This is a genomic window from Faecalibacterium sp. An122 (assembly GCF_002160895.1).
Lineage (GTDB): Bacteria > Bacillota > Clostridia > Oscillospirales > Ruminococcaceae > Faecalibacterium.
Genome location: NZ_NFLL01000030.1, coordinates 1 through 16,528, shown reverse-complemented (window position 1 = coordinate 16,528; position 16,528 = coordinate 1). Strand labels below are relative to the sequence as shown.

At 49.1% G+C, this 16,528-nt stretch carries 18 protein-coding genes; 7 read left to right on the top strand and 11 right to left on the bottom strand.

The window, feature by feature from the left end; translation table 11 throughout:
* Nucleotides 1–462: 462 nt before the first annotated feature.
* Both B5E67_RS13155 and B5E67_RS13150 read left to right on the top strand, forming a co-directional pair.
* Nucleotides 463–852, top strand: a complete 390-nt coding sequence (locus B5E67_RS13155) for a CidA/LrgA family protein (protein WP_158098902.1) — start codon at nucleotides 463–465, stop codon at nucleotides 850–852.
* Nucleotides 845–1,528 carry an LrgB family protein gene (locus B5E67_RS13150; RefSeq protein WP_158098901.1) on the top strand — a complete coding sequence of 228 codons (684 nt, stop codon included), beginning with the start codon at nucleotides 845–847 and terminating at the stop codon, nucleotides 1,526–1,528. The genes B5E67_RS13155 and B5E67_RS13150 overlap by 8 nt, the downstream gene beginning before the upstream one ends.
* Before the next feature lie 110 nt (nucleotides 1,529–1,638).
* On the opposite strand, the gene bsh is transcribed toward B5E67_RS13150, so the two are convergent.
* Nucleotides 1,639–2,610, bottom strand: a complete 972-nt coding sequence (gene bsh, locus B5E67_RS13145; protein ID WP_087385630.1) for a choloylglycine hydrolase — start codon at nucleotides 2,608–2,610, stop codon at nucleotides 1,639–1,641.
* A 158-nt stretch (nucleotides 2,611–2,768) separates the two neighbouring features.
* Between bsh and B5E67_RS13140 the strand changes: the two genes are divergently transcribed.
* A complete protein-coding gene (locus B5E67_RS13140; protein ID WP_087385629.1) occupies nucleotides 2,769–4,190 on the top strand; it encodes an RNA-binding domain-containing protein in 1,422 nt (473 codons plus the stop codon).
* A 221-nt stretch (nucleotides 4,191–4,411) separates the two neighbouring features.
* Here B5E67_RS13140 and B5E67_RS13135 read toward each other — a convergent pair whose 3' ends face one another.
* The 9 genes from B5E67_RS13135 to B5E67_RS16120 form a co-directional block, all read right to left on the bottom strand.
* Nucleotides 4,412–5,623 (bottom strand): site-specific integrase, encoded by a 1,212-nt coding sequence (locus B5E67_RS13135; RefSeq protein WP_002576318.1) that lies wholly within the window; start codon nucleotides 5,621–5,623, stop codon nucleotides 4,412–4,414.
* Nucleotides 5,624–5,768: 145 nt separating this feature from the next.
* Nucleotides 5,769–6,980, bottom strand: coding sequence for a site-specific integrase (locus tag B5E67_RS13130; RefSeq protein WP_002576319.1), 1,212 nt, complete (start codon nucleotides 6,978–6,980; stop codon nucleotides 5,769–5,771).
* 84 nt (nucleotides 6,981–7,064) lie between these two features.
* Nucleotides 7,065–7,295, bottom strand: coding sequence for a hypothetical protein (locus B5E67_RS13125; RefSeq protein ID WP_002576320.1), 231 nt, complete (start codon nucleotides 7,293–7,295; stop codon nucleotides 7,065–7,067).
* Nucleotides 7,296–7,771: 476 nt separating this feature from the next.
* Entirely contained in the window at nucleotides 7,772–8,242 is a 471-nt protein-coding gene (locus B5E67_RS13115) for an RNA polymerase subunit sigma-73 (protein WP_002576321.1), read from the bottom strand.
* Between the two features lie 167 nt (nucleotides 8,243–8,409).
* Nucleotides 8,410–9,237: a bacitracin resistance undecaprenyl-diphosphatase BcrD gene (gene bcrD, locus B5E67_RS13110; RefSeq protein ID WP_002576322.1), complete on the bottom strand. Its 828-nt coding sequence runs from the start codon at nucleotides 9,235–9,237 to the stop codon at nucleotides 8,410–8,412.
* A complete protein-coding gene (locus B5E67_RS13105) occupies nucleotides 9,237–9,986 on the bottom strand; it encodes an ABC transporter permease (protein WP_002576323.1) in 750 nt (249 codons plus the stop codon). Before B5E67_RS13105 ends, bcrD begins: the two co-directional genes overlap by 1 nt.
* The gene (gene bcrA / locus B5E67_RS13100) at nucleotides 9,979–10,896 is read right to left on the bottom strand and encodes a bacitracin ABC transporter ATP-binding protein BcrA (RefSeq protein WP_002576324.1); all 918 of its coding nucleotides are present in this window, start codon (nucleotides 10,894–10,896) and stop codon (nucleotides 9,979–9,981) included. Before bcrA ends, B5E67_RS13105 begins: the two co-directional genes overlap by 8 nt.
* 180 nt (nucleotides 10,897–11,076) lie before the next feature.
* Nucleotides 11,077–11,691 carry a bacitracin resistance transcriptional activator BcrR gene (gene bcrR, locus B5E67_RS13095; RefSeq protein WP_002576325.1) on the bottom strand — a complete coding sequence of 205 codons (615 nt, stop codon included), beginning with the start codon at nucleotides 11,689–11,691 and terminating at the stop codon, nucleotides 11,077–11,079.
* Complete coding sequence (locus B5E67_RS16120; protein WP_009246557.1) at nucleotides 11,681–11,878, bottom strand: helix-turn-helix domain-containing protein; 198 nt, start codon at nucleotides 11,876–11,878, stop codon at nucleotides 11,681–11,683. The genes bcrR and B5E67_RS16120 overlap by 11 nt, the downstream gene beginning before the upstream one ends.
* A gap of 165 nt (nucleotides 11,879–12,043) precedes the next feature.
* Between B5E67_RS16120 and B5E67_RS13085 the strand changes: the two genes are divergently transcribed.
* Nucleotides 12,044–12,397, top strand: coding sequence for a helix-turn-helix domain-containing protein (locus B5E67_RS13085; RefSeq protein WP_002576326.1), 354 nt, complete (start codon nucleotides 12,044–12,046; stop codon nucleotides 12,395–12,397).
* An 80-nt stretch (nucleotides 12,398–12,477) separates the two neighbouring features.
* On the opposite strand, the gene B5E67_RS13080 is transcribed toward B5E67_RS13085, so the two are convergent.
* Nucleotides 12,478–12,774 (bottom strand): hypothetical protein, encoded by a 297-nt coding sequence (locus B5E67_RS13080; protein WP_002576327.1) that lies wholly within the window; start codon nucleotides 12,772–12,774, stop codon nucleotides 12,478–12,480.
* A 349-nt stretch (nucleotides 12,775–13,123) separates the two neighbouring features.
* On the opposite strand from B5E67_RS13080, the gene B5E67_RS13075 reads away from it, so the two are divergent.
* The 3 genes from B5E67_RS13075 to B5E67_RS13065 are packed head-to-tail and all read left to right on the top strand — an operon-like array spanning nucleotide 13,124 to nucleotide 16,367.
* Complete coding sequence (locus B5E67_RS13075) at nucleotides 13,124–14,371, top strand: tyrosine-type recombinase/integrase (protein WP_087235132.1); 1,248 nt, start codon at nucleotides 13,124–13,126, stop codon at nucleotides 14,369–14,371.
* The gene (locus tag B5E67_RS13070) at nucleotides 14,368–15,342 is read left to right on the top strand and encodes a tyrosine-type recombinase/integrase (RefSeq protein ID WP_015544015.1); all 975 of its coding nucleotides are present in this window, start codon (nucleotides 14,368–14,370) and stop codon (nucleotides 15,340–15,342) included. Before B5E67_RS13075 ends, B5E67_RS13070 begins: the two co-directional genes overlap by 4 nt.
* On the top strand, nucleotides 15,330–16,367 hold the full coding sequence (locus B5E67_RS13065) for a site-specific integrase (protein WP_087385628.1): 1,038 nt from the start codon (nucleotides 15,330–15,332) through the stop codon (nucleotides 16,365–16,367). The genes B5E67_RS13070 and B5E67_RS13065 overlap by 13 nt, the downstream gene beginning before the upstream one ends.
* The last annotated feature ends 161 nt before the right edge of the window (nucleotides 16,368–16,528 follow it).

Sequence of the window (16,528 nt, the reverse complement as noted above, 5' to 3'; positions counted from 1 at the left end):
TCTGCATTTGCAGACGCTTTTTCTTTTTCAGTTCCTGCGAACGAATACATGCCTTTGTAAAAGTGGGTGCTGACCTATTCCGTTCTCAGGACGCGGTCGCTGTGTTTGCCCTGCTCCTTTTATGGGAATGGGAATTCGTTTTTTATAAAGCTTTTCTACGGGTCAGAAAACCAGGCTATGAGGTAGTTTGCATCGTTCCGTGCCGCAGGCACAAACGCCGGGAACGAGCCGGAGCGGAACGGCCCCGCGGAACCTTGGGAGATCCGGAAACTGTATGGTACCCAGTAAAGTTTTTTGCAAAGCTTTTTTTCAAAAAAGCGTGAAAATGGGGGAAGAATATGGGATGGTTTGCACATTGTACAGGGGAGAGTGTTGTGGTACAATAGCCGCTGCATGGTCCATAGAGGGGCTGTGGGATGATAAGAATCAATGATATTGAAAATGAAAAGAAGGGGATTGGTTTTGCGTTATCTGCGTCAATTTTTTTGGATTATCGGCTTCACCCTGGCAGGTGAAGTGCTGCATGCGGCTGTCCCGCTGCCGGTCCCGGCGGCGGTGTGGGGCCTGGTGCTTCTGTTCGCAGCGCTGGAAAGCGGAAAACTGAAACTGAGTTCCGTGCAGGACTGCGGCCAGTTTCTGCTGGGCCTGATGCCGGTTCTGTTCATTGCGCCGTCGGTGGACCTGATGGACAGCTGGCCGCTGCTGGCCAGCGTCTGGCCGGCAGTTTTGGCCATCATTGTGCTTTCGACGGTGGTGGTGTTCGCCGTCAGCGGCCTGGTAACCCAGGGCCTGCTGGATGCTTCCAGCCAGATCGAAAACGCTGCCCAGGCGGAGGAGGTTTCCGATGAGTGAGTTTCTTTCCGGATCGTCGCTGTTTGCGATCCTGTTGACGTTTGGCGCCTATGAGCTGGGCCGTATGTTCCAGCAGAAAACCCGCATGGCGATTTTCAACCCGATTCTGGTGGGCGCTCTGCTGGCCGGCGTGGTTCTGGTCCTCACCGGCGTGTCCAATGAGGCTTATCAGGAAGGCTGCGCCACCTTCTCCTGGCTGCTGACCCCGGCCACCGTCTGCCTGGCCATCCCGCTGTATGCCCAGTTCAGCCGCCTGCGGCACAATCTGCCCGCCATTCTGGCCGGCGTCACCGCCGGCACCCTGACCAGTCTGGGTTTTGTGTGGCTGCTGACCCGCCTGTGCGGCCTGAATGAGGTATTGACCGTCTCTCTGATGCCCAAGAGCATCACCACCGCTATGGGCATTGTGGTCAGCGAGGCCGCCGGCGGCGAGCCCGCCATCACCACGGCCGCCATCATCCTGACCGGCATTCTGGGCAGCATCCTGGGCCCCGCCCTGTGCAAGGCTCTGCGGCTGCAGAATTCGGTGGCCCAGGGCGTGGCCTTTGGCACGTCGGCCCACGTGGTGGGCACCTCCAAGGCGGCCGAAATCAGCCAGACCGCCGAGGCGGTCAGCAGCCTGTCCCTGGTGTTTGCAGGCATCCTGACCGCAGTGCTCTGCCCGCTGATCCTGTGATTCCCATTGTGCGATTTCCAGACCCAAGTGCAGGCATCTGAAACGAAAAACCGGCATTCCCGAGGCTCTGTCAGCCCGGGGTATGCCGGTTTTGTTTTTTGGCTGTGGAATCAGTTCTCAAAGGCTACGTCCTGCGCCTCCCGCAGGGGGAAGGCCATGGGCTGGTCGCTTTCCAGGTCGGTTCCGGCCATGCGAACCGCCGTGATCCGGCTGTTGCCGTAGGTCTTGTAATAGTAGGTTCCGCCGGCACAGCAGCAGGAATAGGTGGTGAGGTCGTATTTTCCCTCGGGGGTGAGGACGGTTCCCCGCACCATGGCCACTGTGTCCAGCAGGTGGAAGAACTGGGTGACCCGGGTCAGCTCATCCCCTTGGTCGGGGCTGTTCAGCTTGCTGAAGGCGGCCCGGACATACCGCGACGCCGGGGAGGCATCGCCCGGCAGGCCGAGGGCGCCCATACCATGGCCAAAGGGAGCCAGATCCACCCCCGGCGCCAGATGGTTTTCCGGGGGCTGGGCGGTGAGGGCCTGGTACTGCCGCAGGTTCAGCTGGTGGAAGGGGAAAGGCGGGTTGTTGGTGAGAACCCCCACCGGGTCGTCGTAGAGATGGACCCCGTCCCGGGTGGCTTCCAGGACGGCGGCCCCGGTCTTGTCGGCAATGTGCCAGTGGAGGGCTGCCAGGGGCAGCCCCTCCGCAAAGGCCACCCCCAGCGGCCGGAATCGGGCCAGCTTCTCTTTGGCCTGGGCCAGGGTCTCGCAGCTGCCCAGCACCCAGGGAATCAGCTCATAGGGAGCTACGGCGTCCCATTCCGGCGACACCTCGGGCTCATACCAGGCATTCCCCGGGAAATACAGCCCCGCCATATACAGCCCCGCCTCGTTGACGGCCTCCGCATACAGGGGGTGTCCATCCGCCATGTGGGCCATCCCCACCATGGCCAGATGCCGGTCCAGCGGCGGCTGACGCCGGAACCGCAGGGGATACCGCCGCGGCGTCACCACCACCTGTTCCCCAAAGGAATATTCCAGGTCCAGGTTGCGGCCGAACAGGCCGCCGCCCTGCTGCATCGCGATACTGGTGCACATCTTGTCTGCCTCCTTTTGTACCTTTCATTATGAACCGAAGGGCTTCCGTTTACACCGGTTTGGTTCCGGCGGGCAAAGGTTTCGTTTGCTTCCCGCAGCGGCCTATGATATGATAAGAATAACATACGGCCGTCCAACCTGCAAGGAGGTGCCCGCCTGTGATCGACCTGGATCATCTGGAACAATACCGCGAGAACAACCGCATCGAGGCCAAGAAGGCGATGGGCGGTCTGCCCAAGAGCCTGTGGGAGACCTATTCTGCCTTTGCCAACACCATGGGCGGTCTGCTCCTGCTGGGGGTGGAGGAACTGCCCGACAAGTCCCTCCACGCGCTGGAACTTCCGGCGCCCCAGCGGCTGGCAGAGGAATTCTGGGAGATCGTCAACGATCCCAACCGGGTCAGCGCCAACATCCTCTCCCGGGGGAGCCTGTCCATCGAGGAGACCGGCGGCGGGCGGATTCTGGTGATTCGAGTGCCCCGGGCCCAGCGCACCGACCGCCCCATCTACATCGAGGGGGACCCCATGTGGGGCACCTACCGGCGGAGCGGAGAGGGGGATTATCGCTGCACCCCCGAAGAAGTGCGGGCCATGCAGCGGGACGCCGCCGTCAAAACCCAGGACATGACCCTGCTGAAGGATGTCTCTCTGGATGTGCTGGACAGGAACAGCCTCTACCGCTACCGGGCCCGGATGGAAGCCTGCCGGCCCGGGCACATTTCCCAGCAGGACAGCGACAACAAGTTTCTCCGCTGGATAGGCGCGGCGGACCGGGGCCCAGACCAGAAACTTCACCCCACCGTCGCCGGCCTGCTGATGTTTGGCCGGGAACCGGCCATCCGGCAGGTGTTTCCCAACTATCAGCTGGATTACCGGGAACAGGCCGTCCCGGGCGGCCCCTGGACCGGCCGCCTGTTGTCCTCCTCGGGGACCTGGAGCGGCGGCCTCTATGACTTTTACTGCGGAGTATCCCGGCGGCTGGGCCGGGGCCTGTCTCAGGAGCCGGTGCGGAATGCCCTGCGGGAAGCCCTGGCCAACTGCCTGGACAACGCCGACTTTCACAGCCGCCAGGGGGTGGAAATCACCCGGCGGCCCGACAACATCACCTTCATCAATCCGGGCGGCTTCCGAATTGGTCTGCCGGAGGCCCTCAGCGGGGGCATCTCGGACCCCCGCAACAGCGCACTGACCCGGATGCTCAACCTGATCGACGTGGGCACCGGCACCGGCCGGGGCCTGCCCAACATTTACAATGTCTGGAACGCCCAGGGCTGGCCGCCTCCGGTGATTCGGGAACAGTTTGACCCCGAGCGGATTACCCTGACCCTGTCCATGTCGGCAGGGCTGACGGTGCCGGTCTGCAGCGCCCTGCAGGTCCCGGCGCCGGCCCAGGACGCGGTCCAGAAGGCCGCCATTGTGGAACATCTCACCAACTACTCCCGGGCTTCCTCGGCCGAGCTGGCCGCCCTGCTGGGGGTGAGCCGGGCCCGGGCCTGCATCCTGCTGAACCAGCTGGCGGAAAAGCAGATCGTGGTCCCTCTGGAAGAGGGCAATCAGCGCTTTTACCGGCTGAAACGGTGATCGTACATAAAAAGAAAAATCCCCGAAGCCACAGGGCCTCGGGGATTTTGATTGCATAAAAGGGACGGGCTGAAATCAGCGCTTGGAGAACTGGGGAGCGCGGCGAGCAGCCTTCAGACCGTATTTCAATCGTCTGAGCGATGATTTTCCTTGATATTCCGGGCTTTTTTGAGCCTCGGCCCCTCGGTTGTCCTATTCCTTAACCAAAAAACAGGCCACTTTTACGAGGGGACAGCTTGATGAAATGCAGAATTTACTACATCGAATAGCTGTTCTGGTTTATTATACTTTACTCTTGCATAGATGTCCATAGTTGTCTTGCTGTTCTCATGTCCGGCAAGGTACTGGACCGTCTTGGGGTCAACACCTGCATACAGAAGATTGGTGATGTAGGTATGCCGCAGCAGGTGCGGTGTCACATCGAAGTCCAGGCTATACACAATGTTGGGATTGTTTTTCTGATGTCCTCCCAGACTCGGCTGAACAGTGTACTTGATGCTCTGTCCGTTCACATACTTATAATAGGTACGCTCCTTGGTAGACCGAACAACGATGTACTGCCAGACACGTTTGAACTGCGAATATGACAAGGGCTGTCCCTCACTATCGGCAATCACATATTCCGATTTGGAGGCAGCCTTGGCTTCCCGCAGACAATTCACAAGGCATTTGGGAATGGGAATATCCCTTCTTGCTGCTTTCGTCTTAAGCGTTGTAGAGATAACCGGTCTGTTATGCTCTGATCGCCATGCGCGCCGCACAGAGATATATGGAGTGGGTGCATCGAGGAACACACAATCCCATTGCAAGGCGAGAGCTTCTTCTCGGCGCAGACCGGCATATAAGCCGATCATGGTAAACAGATACGGCGGAAGTCCTTTGACGGTTTCCAGCAGCACTTCCACCTGCTGGTCTGTCAGCGAATCTTTCTTTTGGGTCGGTTTCCCTCCTTTTGCCGAAATCCCCTCACACGGATTGTATTCCAGCAACTGGCTCCGCTCTGCCGAGTAAAAAATGCACTTGAGGAGCATATTCACCGTATTGTGCAGGCTCTCGGACTTATTGGACAATGGGATCAGCGCCAGACGAATATCATCCGCTGTTACTTCCTCCATATACATATCTCCCAAAGGCTTGATAATGTAGTTCTTCATATTGGAGGCGTAGCCCTTCAGTGTAGCCGGCGACACTTTTGCGGATTGCATCAACAGCCACTTCTCACAATACTCGGCCACAGTAGGATGCTCCCGGTGGAAGATGATCTCCGCTACCTGGCGTCTCGCCTCCTGCTCTTTATCGTACAGTTCCTCGCAGGTAGTCCCATACAAGCTCACCTGCTTGCCGTCTGCGTCCAGAATCCGGGTTCTGTAATACAGGACACCCTTTCGTGTGACGGTTCCATATTGAGGTATGTTTTTTTTCTTCTTTGCCATAATTAATTTCCTTTCTCGCGTGGTGATGTATCTACACCTCCTTTTTATCAGAGATTTCAAATTGAATCAAAGATACGGCCAAGGAAAAACTAAGAGCGAGACATCCTTGTCTCGCTCTTACTTCATTTTCTGAATTGTTCGGAACTTACACAGCGTCCCATAAGTCAAAGGCACAGCCCATTGCTTTGACAAGATCATCCGGCCTGTTGTATTTGACCTTTGCGTAAATGTCCATCGTGATTTTGCTGCTTTCATGGCCCGCCAAATATTGTACCGTTTTGGGGTCCACCGAAGAATGAATCAGATTGGTGATGTAGGTGTGCCGCAGCTGATGCGGTGTCACTTCAAAATCCAGGCTATATACCACATGGCCGTTATTCCTGGCTTTTTCTCCAAGTTTCGGGTAAAGCATATATTTTACATACTTTCCGTCCACAAGTTTTCTGGCCATTCTCGGCTTTGCAGTCCGCGTCACAATATACTGCCACAGCCGCTTAAACTGTGTATAGGATAGCGGATCACCGTCCCGATTGGCAATCACATAATCCGAAGTGGATTTTTTCTTTGCATCTTTCAGACATTCAACCAGACAGACCGGGAGAGGAATGTTTCTTTGTGCCGCTTTGGTCTTTAGCTCGGTAAGAATGACCGGCCTGTTATGTTCTGTGTGCCATGCCCGCCGTACCGTTAAGTACGGAGCCTCTGCATCCAGATACACAGAATCCCATTGCAGCGCCAGGATTTCTTCCCGGCGCAGACCGGCATATAAACCGATCATCACAAATACATAGGGCGGCAAATCCCGGATCGTGTCCAAAAGCCGCTCAACCTGTTCATCCGTCAATGCCTGTCTTTCTTCCTGGGGAACTCCTCCCTTTGCATCCAGGTATATGGTCGGGTCCTCGTCAATCACATGGCTCTCCTTGGCCGCCCGGAAAATGGACTTGCAGAGAATCACCACAGACTTATAAACCGAAGCCGACTTCTTGGAAACAGGTACGAGGGCAAGTTGGATGTCATCCAGGGATACATCAGCCATTCTCTTGTCTCCCAGCCCTCCAATAATGTGCCGCCGCACCTTAGAGGTATAATCTGTCAAGGTGGTGGCCCGAACATGGACGGACTGCATCAGCAGCCACTTCTCACAGTACTCAGCAACCGTAGGCGATCTTCGACGAAACGTAGTACTGTCAATCTGCTCTAACGCCTCCAGTTCCTTGTCATAAAGCTTTTCGGGCGTCTTTGCATAAAGCGCCACTCTGTTTCCATCCGAATCTTCGACTCTGGTTCTATAATATTCAATGCCGTTAAGCACGACCGTACCATATTGAGGAATTGCCCTTTTTCTTTTTGCCAATTCCGTCACCTCCTAAGAATAATGTCCAGCGCTGTACCTTTGTTTTATCAGACATATTAGGTTCCAGCAAGGATACGGAACAGCTCAAGCTCGGACACTTCGCAGCTTGCGGTATGTAGCGCTTTTTTCCACTGGCTTTGCACGATGGGTGCATTTTGCGATATACTCCTGAAGGCCAGCATCTGTAAAGTACACGCAACCATTTTGCACATACTGAACATAGGAAATTAGCCCACTGTTTCGAGCTGCATCCAAAGTGGCAATGCTAATCCCCAGTAATTTGGCAGCCTCTTTCCGCGAAATCAATTTTTCCATAGGTGGTCCCCCTTTCTGTCAAAGATGTGGTTGTTGCTTTCAAAATCACATGAATGCGCTGGCAACCGAAGCTGCCAGCGCATGGTATCTGACTTTGAAAAATTTACTCGCCACATTTGCCACGCACCCCTGGCGATGGGGACATTCCGGTCTCCGCTGGCGCGGCTGTCATAACTCCACAGCGTCGTTTTACTCGTGCGCCGCAGAGTTCCCCCCAAGTCTTTAGGAGGCCGTGAGGAAGTATCTTTAACCCCTATGCAGTCATCGCGCCCTGAAATGCCACTTTCGGGTATCAGGCTGACGTGGATCGCTCGGAACAGTCCTATTCATCACCTCCTGGGGCTGTCCATCTTCGCGGCGTGCCTGATTCGCTCGTACATAGGTTATGTACCGGAAATGCCGTCTATGAAATTGTCAAGCTCCACATTGGGAGAATGTTCTTCCCTCAATGGGTAGGCACTGATACGCTTCATTTGTTAAGTGTTATTCAAAAATTTTTTTATTTTTTTAAATCTTTGTGCAACAGCACTTCTGGAACAATGCCAAAGACGTGCTACATCAATTTGACGATAACCATCCACAAAAAGTAATGTCAATAGCTCCAAATCTTTCTTCGACAGCTTCTTCAATCTCAACAGTAGTTGTTCGTTTTCCACCGAAGCCAACCATCCATATCGCGTTTGATCAATCTTATCAACATCCCATTGATAAGATAACGATGCAAACTTTCGGAACAGCTGTGATTGACCACATACTTCATCATATTGTTCACAAGGTATTGGTTGCGTATGGTTTTGAAAAACCCTTTGACTGCAAAACCATGCCCAGTCATATTCTTTCATGGCAGCAATCTGTTCTTCGCTCATCCCTGCATCACAATACTCAACTTCTAAACGCTTCCATCTACTATCAAACTTCTTTTTCTCATATCCATAATTAAATCCCATTATTAACCTCCTGTAGATTCAATTTGCAAAATTCACCATGCAAACTAAAATCAGGAGGAGATCGACAACGAGAATCTCTGGGTTGTTTTCCATCCCCAGAAACAAAAATGCCAGCTGATCTTAAGGACCAACTGGCATTTTTATTCGCGCACAAAGAAAACGCATTATTAAGATTTTATAAGTACAACAAGTATACCAAGCACAATTCGATACCAACCAAACACCTTAAAATCATGTTTTTTGATAAAGTTCATTAGGAATTTAATTACTAAGACAGATACCGCAAATGCCACAGCCATACCGAGAACAAGAGCGAGCAGTTCTGCACTTGTAAATTCAAACCCGAATTTTAACAGCTTAAAAGCACTTGCTCCAAGCATAGTAGGTACTGCGAGGAAAAAAGTAAACTCTGCTGCTGCCACTCGTGAAACTCCTATGAGTAAAGCACCTATAATCGTTGCTCCCGACCGTGATGTGCCGGGTATAAGTGATAACACTTGAAATGCCCCTATCAAGATTGCTGTTTTATAGCTGATGTCAGAAAGTGCCATAGTAGTAGGAGTACGCTTTTTATTCCAATTTTCTATGAGAATGAATAACAAACCATAAAAGATTAACATGATTGAAATCACAATGGGGGTTTGGAGGTAAGCATCCAAATAATCATCAAATAGAATCCCCATAATAGCTGACGGTACACAAGCTACCGCAACCTTGAACCACAACGAGAAAGTATCCTTTTTAACAATTGACTGTGCTTTGTTCTTAAATTGAAAGGGAAACATCTTGTTCCAAAACATTACAACCACTGCGAGTATAGCTCCAAGTTGAATAACAACAAAAAACATTTCTTTAAATGCTTCGCTCATATTAAGTGTGATAAATTCGTCCACAAGAATCATATGTCCTGTGCTGCTGATAGGTAGCCACTCAGTAATACCCTCAACAATTCCAAGAAAAATAACTTTTAAAATTTCTATAAAATCAAGTACCATTATTTCAAATCCTCCTTTTTAAAATGATGAAAGGTCATAAGAAAACCAACTGCTGATACAAGAATAATAATAGATACAGACAGCAGTGTAGGATAGCCGGTACTCTGAAGTTTACCCTGCACCAAGAAATAGGTGGCTGTCCACGGATACAACGCTCCCCATTCTTGATTTGAAAGTGCGGCACTTCCCATGACAATCACGGCAGAGCCAATCATCGGGGCGACAAATCCTTTTGTTTTCATAGCAACAAACACAAAAGGAGAAACTGTTAAAAACATCAGGATACTGCCAAACAAAAACTTGGGGAGCCATACTATTGCCACTAGTAAGCTATATCCCTCCAATGTAAAGACAGCGTCATATAGCCCACAAACGATAAATATACCTGCCCATGTTACAAGGGTTAGCATAACAATCCAAAGAAGCAGGGTGCAAAATTTTCCAATTAATAGTTTTGTCCTTGAAATGGGTATGGGCAATATGGTTTTGAGGGTGCTTTCTGTGTACTCTCTGCTAAACAAGTAAGCTGCAATTGCCACATATATCATAATGTTTACCAGCAGCATGATATACAGTACACTGTCGCTGTATATGTCAGACAAGGTAAAGATAATCTCCGGCTTATCAAAATGTGTTTGCAAGGCTTCTATTAACATCAAAAGTGGGGTAGATAATACCCCTGCCACACTAATTAGCACCATTTTTGAACGCTTTAGTTTTAATAATTCACAAGAAATAAGATTAAGCAATACCGCCACCTCCAATCAGTTTAGAAAAGTAGTCCTCTAAGTTTTCCTCACTATCATTTATCCTTGTCACGAGCAGTCCATTTCGTGCAAATTCTCGATTGATTTCTCCAACACTTTGGCTAAAGTCATAAATTCTCACCGTACCGTCCTGCACTGTAAAATCCGTCATGTGGTAGTGGTTTTCTAAAATCTTTCCGGCTATCTCACTGTCAGATAAATCAAATTGAATGTATTTTCGATTCCTTTTGTGAAGCTCGGATATATTCACTTCCTCTACTAAATGCCCCTCGTGCATAACGCCGATAATATCTGCTATCTGTTCAATCTCGCTTAAAACATGGCTTGAGATAAAAATGGTAATGCCATGATTGTGACTAAGTTCAGATAAAAATGAGCGTATTTCAACTATTCCAATGGGGTCAAGTCCGTTAATCGGTTCGTCAAGTATTAAAAGCTCCGGCTCGTGCATAATGGCGGCGGCAATACCAAGCCGTTGCTTCATTCCGAGGGAATAATCGGAAAAGACTTTTCTTTTCTCCTTATGCAGCCCCACAACTTCAAGAGCTTTTTCTACTCCACTTTTAGATACTCCCCCTCGCAGTTTAGCGAGAATTTGCAAATTCTCATACCCTGTTAAATTACTGTAAAATCCCGGTGTTTCGATAATAGAGCCTACTTTGCTATAAAGGGTATGGATATTTTCCTTATAGTTTGTGCCAAACAAGCGTACCGTTCCCTCCGTTGGGAAAGCAAGCTGCAACATCATTTTCATTGCTGTGGTTTTGCCTGCTCCGTTTCTGCCGAGCAAACCATAAATTTTGCCCTTTGGCACATGAAGATTTACCTTATCGACAACGGTGGCTGTTCCGTATCGCTTCGTAAGATTTTCTGTTTCAATGATATAATCCATATTTGATTCTCCTTTCCGTGGGTTGCTGTTCTTGTTTTCGCTGACCACAATCTTATTATCCACGAGTATTGCATAGAAGCCAAGAAATCTACCGTCACAATGCCGACACAATAGATGTCAGCACGAAAAAAGCTCCGACACTTATCGTGTCAGAGCCTATTTTAAAGGGTTTATGGCATTTTACTTTGTTTGGGTTTGCTTTATCCAGACAAATATTTTAGCAACAAATAGCAGAAACATAAGGGCGGTTACATAGGGTTGTCTTGCCGCAGCGAAGAAGCAGATAAAAAGCGTACTCAGCACGAGAGAGCATTTTGTGATTATGTTGCTCCATGATTCCTTTTCAAAACAAACACACATCAGTTTCGCTATCCCAAGTGCAATCAAAACAATAAAAACAATCCAATAGATTGCAAGATATATTGGGGTAGTGTCTGTAAATGAAAGTAGATTGACAGAATAAATATATCCGTCAACAAGGTTACCATACAACGGCAAAAGTATAAAAGTAACCGCCATCATATCTAATATTCCATAAATGAAACTGTAAATTTTTTTCAAGTTGGAACGATTTTCAGTTTCGGCAAGTGTAATCAGTTCTTCGCCCGATAGCAGTTCATCTATGGTCACAGAAAAGAATTTAGAAATACACTTGAGCGACTCAATGTTAGGGTAACCCTTGCCGCTTTCCCATTTTGAAATGGCTGTTCTTGATACATATAATTGCTCCGCAAGTTGTTCCTGCGTTAAGTTCTTTCCAGTCCTAAGCTGTTGTAGCTTTTCATTAAATTCCATGATTCTCCTCCTGTTTGTTCCTTGTTTTCATACGTCCATCAACGGGTTTTTCTGCATCTTTTGGTATCATCCATGCACGACCAAATTTTTCAGTTCCGTCAATGCGATTTTCCTCACATAATTTTTGTATCCGTCTTTCCGATATGCCCCATTTTTCAGAAGCGGCTTTCACAGAAATGTAATTCATAATATCAACTTCCTTTCGCAAAGAGTATATAATTATTATATACGGAATGACGAATAATAGCAAGTTTCTCTCCACTAATACGAAATTATACACTACTAAACATAAAATCATACTTCGTTCAAATATCATCACCCGAAATGTACAATGATATAGGATGATATTAAAATGTACCAAGATGAAAGAAAACTTGATTTTAAGCCGTTAGGTATAGCGATAAAAAAAGCTCGGGAAGCAAAAGGGTGGACACAGGAATATCTTGCCCAACTGGTAGACCTTACGCCACGCTCTATTATGTATATAGAGAACAGGGGGCAGCACCCAAGGCTTAACAAATTTTATCTCATTACTACCTTGCTTGACATCTCTGTAGACCAGTTCTTTTTTCCATGCAATGAAGATGGCGACAACAATCGCCGCAAACAAGTTGATGTACTGTTGAATGATATGGAAGAAAAGGAGCTTATCGTGATGGAAGCTACGGCTCAAGGCTTGAAAAAGGCAAGAGAAACTGCGGAATAATTAACGCTGTTTTCGTAAGCCAAGCCAACTGAAAAAAGTGCGACACCTACACAGGCTATCGCACTTTTTAGGTTATTTTTTTATTCTCCACACAAATCATAAAGCTGTTCACATCGGTTTTGAATATCTAAGATTTCTGTTTCGGTTAAACTCCTGCGGTTATGAGTAAGTTGTTGCTCTAAAAAATCACGATAGCCATCAAGTAAGGCATCCCGTAAAAGCTCGGGGGCTTTGCAATGTTCCACACCAAACCATTGCTCATCTTTTTCATCCCAAATCATAACGGTGTATCCTCGCTTAGTGTTCACCACCTCCAAAACACTATCTTTATTTAGGTAATCGTTGAATACTTCTAAAACCTTTTCAAAGGTCATCATTTTATCAGCCCTTTCATATTTTAGGTGCTTATATGTAAGTAGTTTATATACTTATTACGACTATGATAATAAAAGTAAATCATCGTGTAAAGGATACGGATATTGTTTGCGAACAAAAGTGGTTATACCGAAAGTTGGATTATCCCGAAACCTTATTTTTCAGCCTGTTTCCATGCTGATTTCGTTCAAAAAATTCGGGATAACTTTTTCTCCCTTTTGAGCTGGTTTCAATACTTTTTCATCAGAAGCTTCCCAACATTCGGGATAATCTTATAGCTTCCCATACATCCATCCTTGATAATAGTTTACAGCAGGAAGTTTACCTGACTATATCAAGGAGGCTGTGCTTATGAAAACACAAAAGCAAACCATTAACGAGATGATCGCCCAGATCATTGCTGAGGCAAGAAAGCTGGGCTACAGCGAAGCAACCATTTGGAGAAATATCACGCCCAAATTTCAGACTGTTGCCGTTTATTATGAAAAAAGAGGCGTATGTTTCTATGACCCGGCAATCACCAGGGAGCTTGTGGATCTTCAGAAAGAACGTCTGGATCGGGAAGAAATCTCCATCCACTACTACAAACGGGTAAAATCGGCGGCAAACCGCCTGGACGAGTTCTATCTGACGGGAACCTTGCATTTAAATATGCCAAAGCATGGGACAAAGTATCCGGTCTCGGAGGATAGCGAGAAGCTCATCGACCTTTTCCTGGATTATAAAGGCTATGGCCCGAATACCAGGGACGATGTGGTGTGGGTAGTCCGCAGATACCTGCATTACTTTGAATCTTTAGGGTATGCTTCCCTGGAATGGGTGACGGTAGAACAGGTCCGGGAATTTATCCTGAAAACGGCGGCGGAAGTAAAAACCTCCAGCCTGCATAACATCCTGCTCTATCTGAAACATTTCCACATATTTCTGAAAGAAAGCAGCCTCCCGGCCCCGGATTGTGTTGAGCTTTTCTCCTACCGGGTATATCGGGATATGCCAATCCAAAGCTATGTAACGGATGAGGAACTGGACCAGATCCTACGGGTGATTGATACAGACAGCGAGATGGGAAAACGGGACCGCGCCATCATCCTCCTTGCGGCAACAACAGGCCTACGGGCCGGAGACCTGATCCGGATAAAGTTGACAGACATTGACTGGCGGAAGGGCGAAATCCGATTTACCCAGAGAAAAACAGGGCGTGTAAGCTATACCCCGCTGGTTAAGGAGGCGGGAGAAGCCTTGCAGGATTATATCCTGAATGCAAGGCCGCGCTCTGAGAGCCCGGAAGTATTTTTGCGCCTGATTGCCCCCAGGACAGGGCTGGCGGATGCGGTCAGCATTGGATGTATGTTTCAGCAATACCAAAGGAAAGCCGGGATTTACCGCCATGCCTTTGATGGGAAAGGGTTCCATGGACTCCGGCGGCGGCTGGCAAAAAAGCTTTTGGTGACGGGAACGCCGCTCACAACCATCACACAGATCCTGGGACATGACGACCCAAAGTCTGCAAGGCAGTACCTTTCCCTGGATACCAGCAGCTTAAAAGAATGCGCCCTTGATTTTAAAGGTATCCCGCTGGAAAGGGGGTTGGAGGGATGAATGATAAGTTTGCCAGTGGATTTGCACAGGATCTGGAAAGTATGATCGCTTTGAAATGCGCCCTCGGTTATTCCGAAAACACTTACCTGGAAAAGGCCAAAAGTTTTGACCGCCGTTGCTTTGAAGTATATCCCGGCCAGCAGGAGCTTACCCAGGCCATTGTGCTGAACTGGCTGAAGCCAGAACCGGGGAAATCACCGCAGACCATCCACGGGAAGGCAGCTTTTGTCAGGGCGTTGGGGAAATATCAAAAATCCATAGGGAAAGCGGCATATATCCTCCCAGACCGGTTTACTGCCGGAGGCACTGTATTCATTCCTTATCTGTTTGGGGATGATGAGCTGGCAGCGCTGTTCCATGAAATCGACTGTTACCAGTATCCACGCGACCCATTCCGTCCGCATCTGCTCCGTACATACTTTCGGATGACTTATACCTGCGGCCTGCGGCCAAACGAAGGGAGGCATCTGAAACGGAACGAGGTTGACTTGAACAGCGGAGAAGTACGGATCATTGAAACAAAATGGCGTAAAAGCAGAACTATCGTAATGTCGGAGGACATGCTTTTTCTTGCAAGGTCTTATGCCGGCATCCGGGATGCCGCATTTCCGGGAAGCGCATATTTCTTCCCCGCGCCGGATGGCGGCCCCTATTCCGCCCAGAAGATGCAGGGGAAATTTAAGTGGTTCTTTGCTCGCACAAAACCGGGAATTCCCAAAGACCTTCTTCCTGCCGTCCGGGTATATGACCTCCGCCACCGGTTCGCAACGGCTGTCCTGAACCGCTGGCTGGATGAAAAGAAAGAACTTTCCTCACGGCTTCCTTATCTGCAGACATACATGGGCCATAAGGATTGGGAGGCAACCGCGTACTATATCCATCTGCTTCCGGAAAAACTGGTGAAATCAGCCGGGATTGACTGGGAAGCCATGAACGGCCTGATTCCGAGGGTAGAACTATGGGAAAAGTAAAAGACGAGCAGCTGTTCAGCCTGTTGAGGAATTTTCTCCTGATCTACCTGCCAAACCAGCGGCACGCCAGCAGCAATACCGTAAAAGCATACCGCACTGCGTGGAACCAGCTTTTGAAATATATAGCGGGACAGAAAAAGATTCCCATGATGTCGGTTACATTTGGGATGATCCGTTATGAAATGGTAGTGGCATACCTGGACTGGCTTTCAGAAGAAAAAGGCGTAGGCCCTGCTACCCGGAATAACAGACTGGCCGCCATACGAGCATTTATTACTTACGCTTCTGCCTGCAGGCCGGAGTATATCAGTTTGTCCAGTGAACTGGCAGCGATTAAGATTCAGAAAAAGGAGCGTTTCCGGGAGGTGGACTATATGTCCGAAGCTGCGGTCAAGGCTCTGTTTGCGGCACCTGATACTCGCACAAAAATGGGACTGCGGGATCAATTCCTGATGATCTTTCTTTATGACACAGGCGCAAGGATTCAGGAGGCCCTGGATGTGAAAATCTGTGATCTGCGGATTGACAAAACACCAACTGTGACGCTTCATGGAAAGGGCGGCAAGATCCGGGTAGTCCCCTTGATGAAGGATACGGTACAACATCTGGATAACTACATGGGTGCATTTCATAAAGGAGAAAGTGCCTTTTCAACAGAATGGCTTTTTTATGTAGAGCGAAAAGGTTCCCGCAGCGCAATGTGTGATGATACGGCAAGGCTCCGCATCCAAAAGTATGCGGAACTGGCAAGGGAAACCTGCCCCGATGTGCCGGAACGGGTTCATCCTCATCTGTGGAGGCACACCAGGGCCATGCACTTATACCAGCATGGAATGGATTTGACAATGATTTCCCAGTGGCTGGGGCACAAACAGGTTGAAACAACGTTGATCTACGCTTACGCGGATACGGAAGCCAAGCGGAAAGCGATTGAAAAAGCCATGGGGGCAGGCCTTGCCGATGCGGAATCAGTGAATTACACGGTTAGCGATGAAGATATGCTAAGACAGCTCTACGGTCTGTGATGCAGGAAAAAAGATTATCCCGAATTTTAGGAATATATCGTTCCAATCCCAGCGGAAGTGTCTTAAAAGTATGGAAAAGTTATCCCGAATCTTTTTATAAAAAGCTGGTGAATAAGCGGTTTTTTCTGAAGATTCGGGATAATCCAACTTTCGGTATAACC

Coding starts and splice junctions, on each gene's coding strand:
- B5E67_RS13150 (WP_158098901.1), top strand. CDS start 845: ATGAGTGAGTTTCTTTCCGGATCGTCGCTGTTTGCGATCCTGTTGACG.
- bsh (WP_087385630.1), bottom strand. CDS start 2,610: ATGTGCACCAGTATCGCGATGCAGCAGGGCGGCGGCCTGTTCGGCCGC.
- B5E67_RS13135 (WP_002576318.1), bottom strand. CDS start 5,623: ATGGCAAAGAAGAAAAAAAACATACCTCAATATGGAACCGTCACACGA.
- B5E67_RS13125 (WP_002576320.1), bottom strand. CDS start 7,295: ATGGAAAAATTGATTTCGCGGAAAGAGGCTGCCAAATTACTGGGGATT.
- B5E67_RS13115 (WP_002576321.1), bottom strand. CDS start 8,242: ATGGGATTTAATTATGGATATGAGAAAAAGAAGTTTGATAGTAGATGG.
- bcrD (WP_002576322.1), bottom strand. CDS start 9,237: ATGGTACTTGATTTTATAGAAATTTTAAAAGTTATTTTTCTTGGAATT.
- bcrA (WP_002576324.1), bottom strand. CDS start 10,896: ATGGATTATATCATTGAAACAGAAAATCTTACGAAGCGATACGGAACA.
- bcrR (WP_002576325.1), bottom strand. CDS start 11,691: ATGGAATTTAATGAAAAGCTACAACAGCTTAGGACTGGAAAGAACTTA.
- B5E67_RS16120 (WP_009246557.1), bottom strand. CDS start 11,878: ATGAATTACATTTCTGTGAAAGCCGCTTCTGAAAAATGGGGCATATCG.
- B5E67_RS13085 (WP_002576326.1), top strand. CDS start 12,044: ATGTACCAAGATGAAAGAAAACTTGATTTTAAGCCGTTAGGTATAGCG.
- B5E67_RS13080 (WP_002576327.1), bottom strand. CDS start 12,774: ATGATGACCTTTGAAAAGGTTTTAGAAGTATTCAACGATTACCTAAAT.
- B5E67_RS13075 (WP_087235132.1), top strand. CDS start 13,124: ATGAAAACACAAAAGCAAACCATTAACGAGATGATCGCCCAGATCATT.
- B5E67_RS13070 (WP_015544015.1), top strand. CDS start 14,368: ATGAATGATAAGTTTGCCAGTGGATTTGCACAGGATCTGGAAAGTATG.
- B5E67_RS13065 (WP_087385628.1), top strand. CDS start 15,330: ATGGGAAAAGTAAAAGACGAGCAGCTGTTCAGCCTGTTGAGGAATTTT.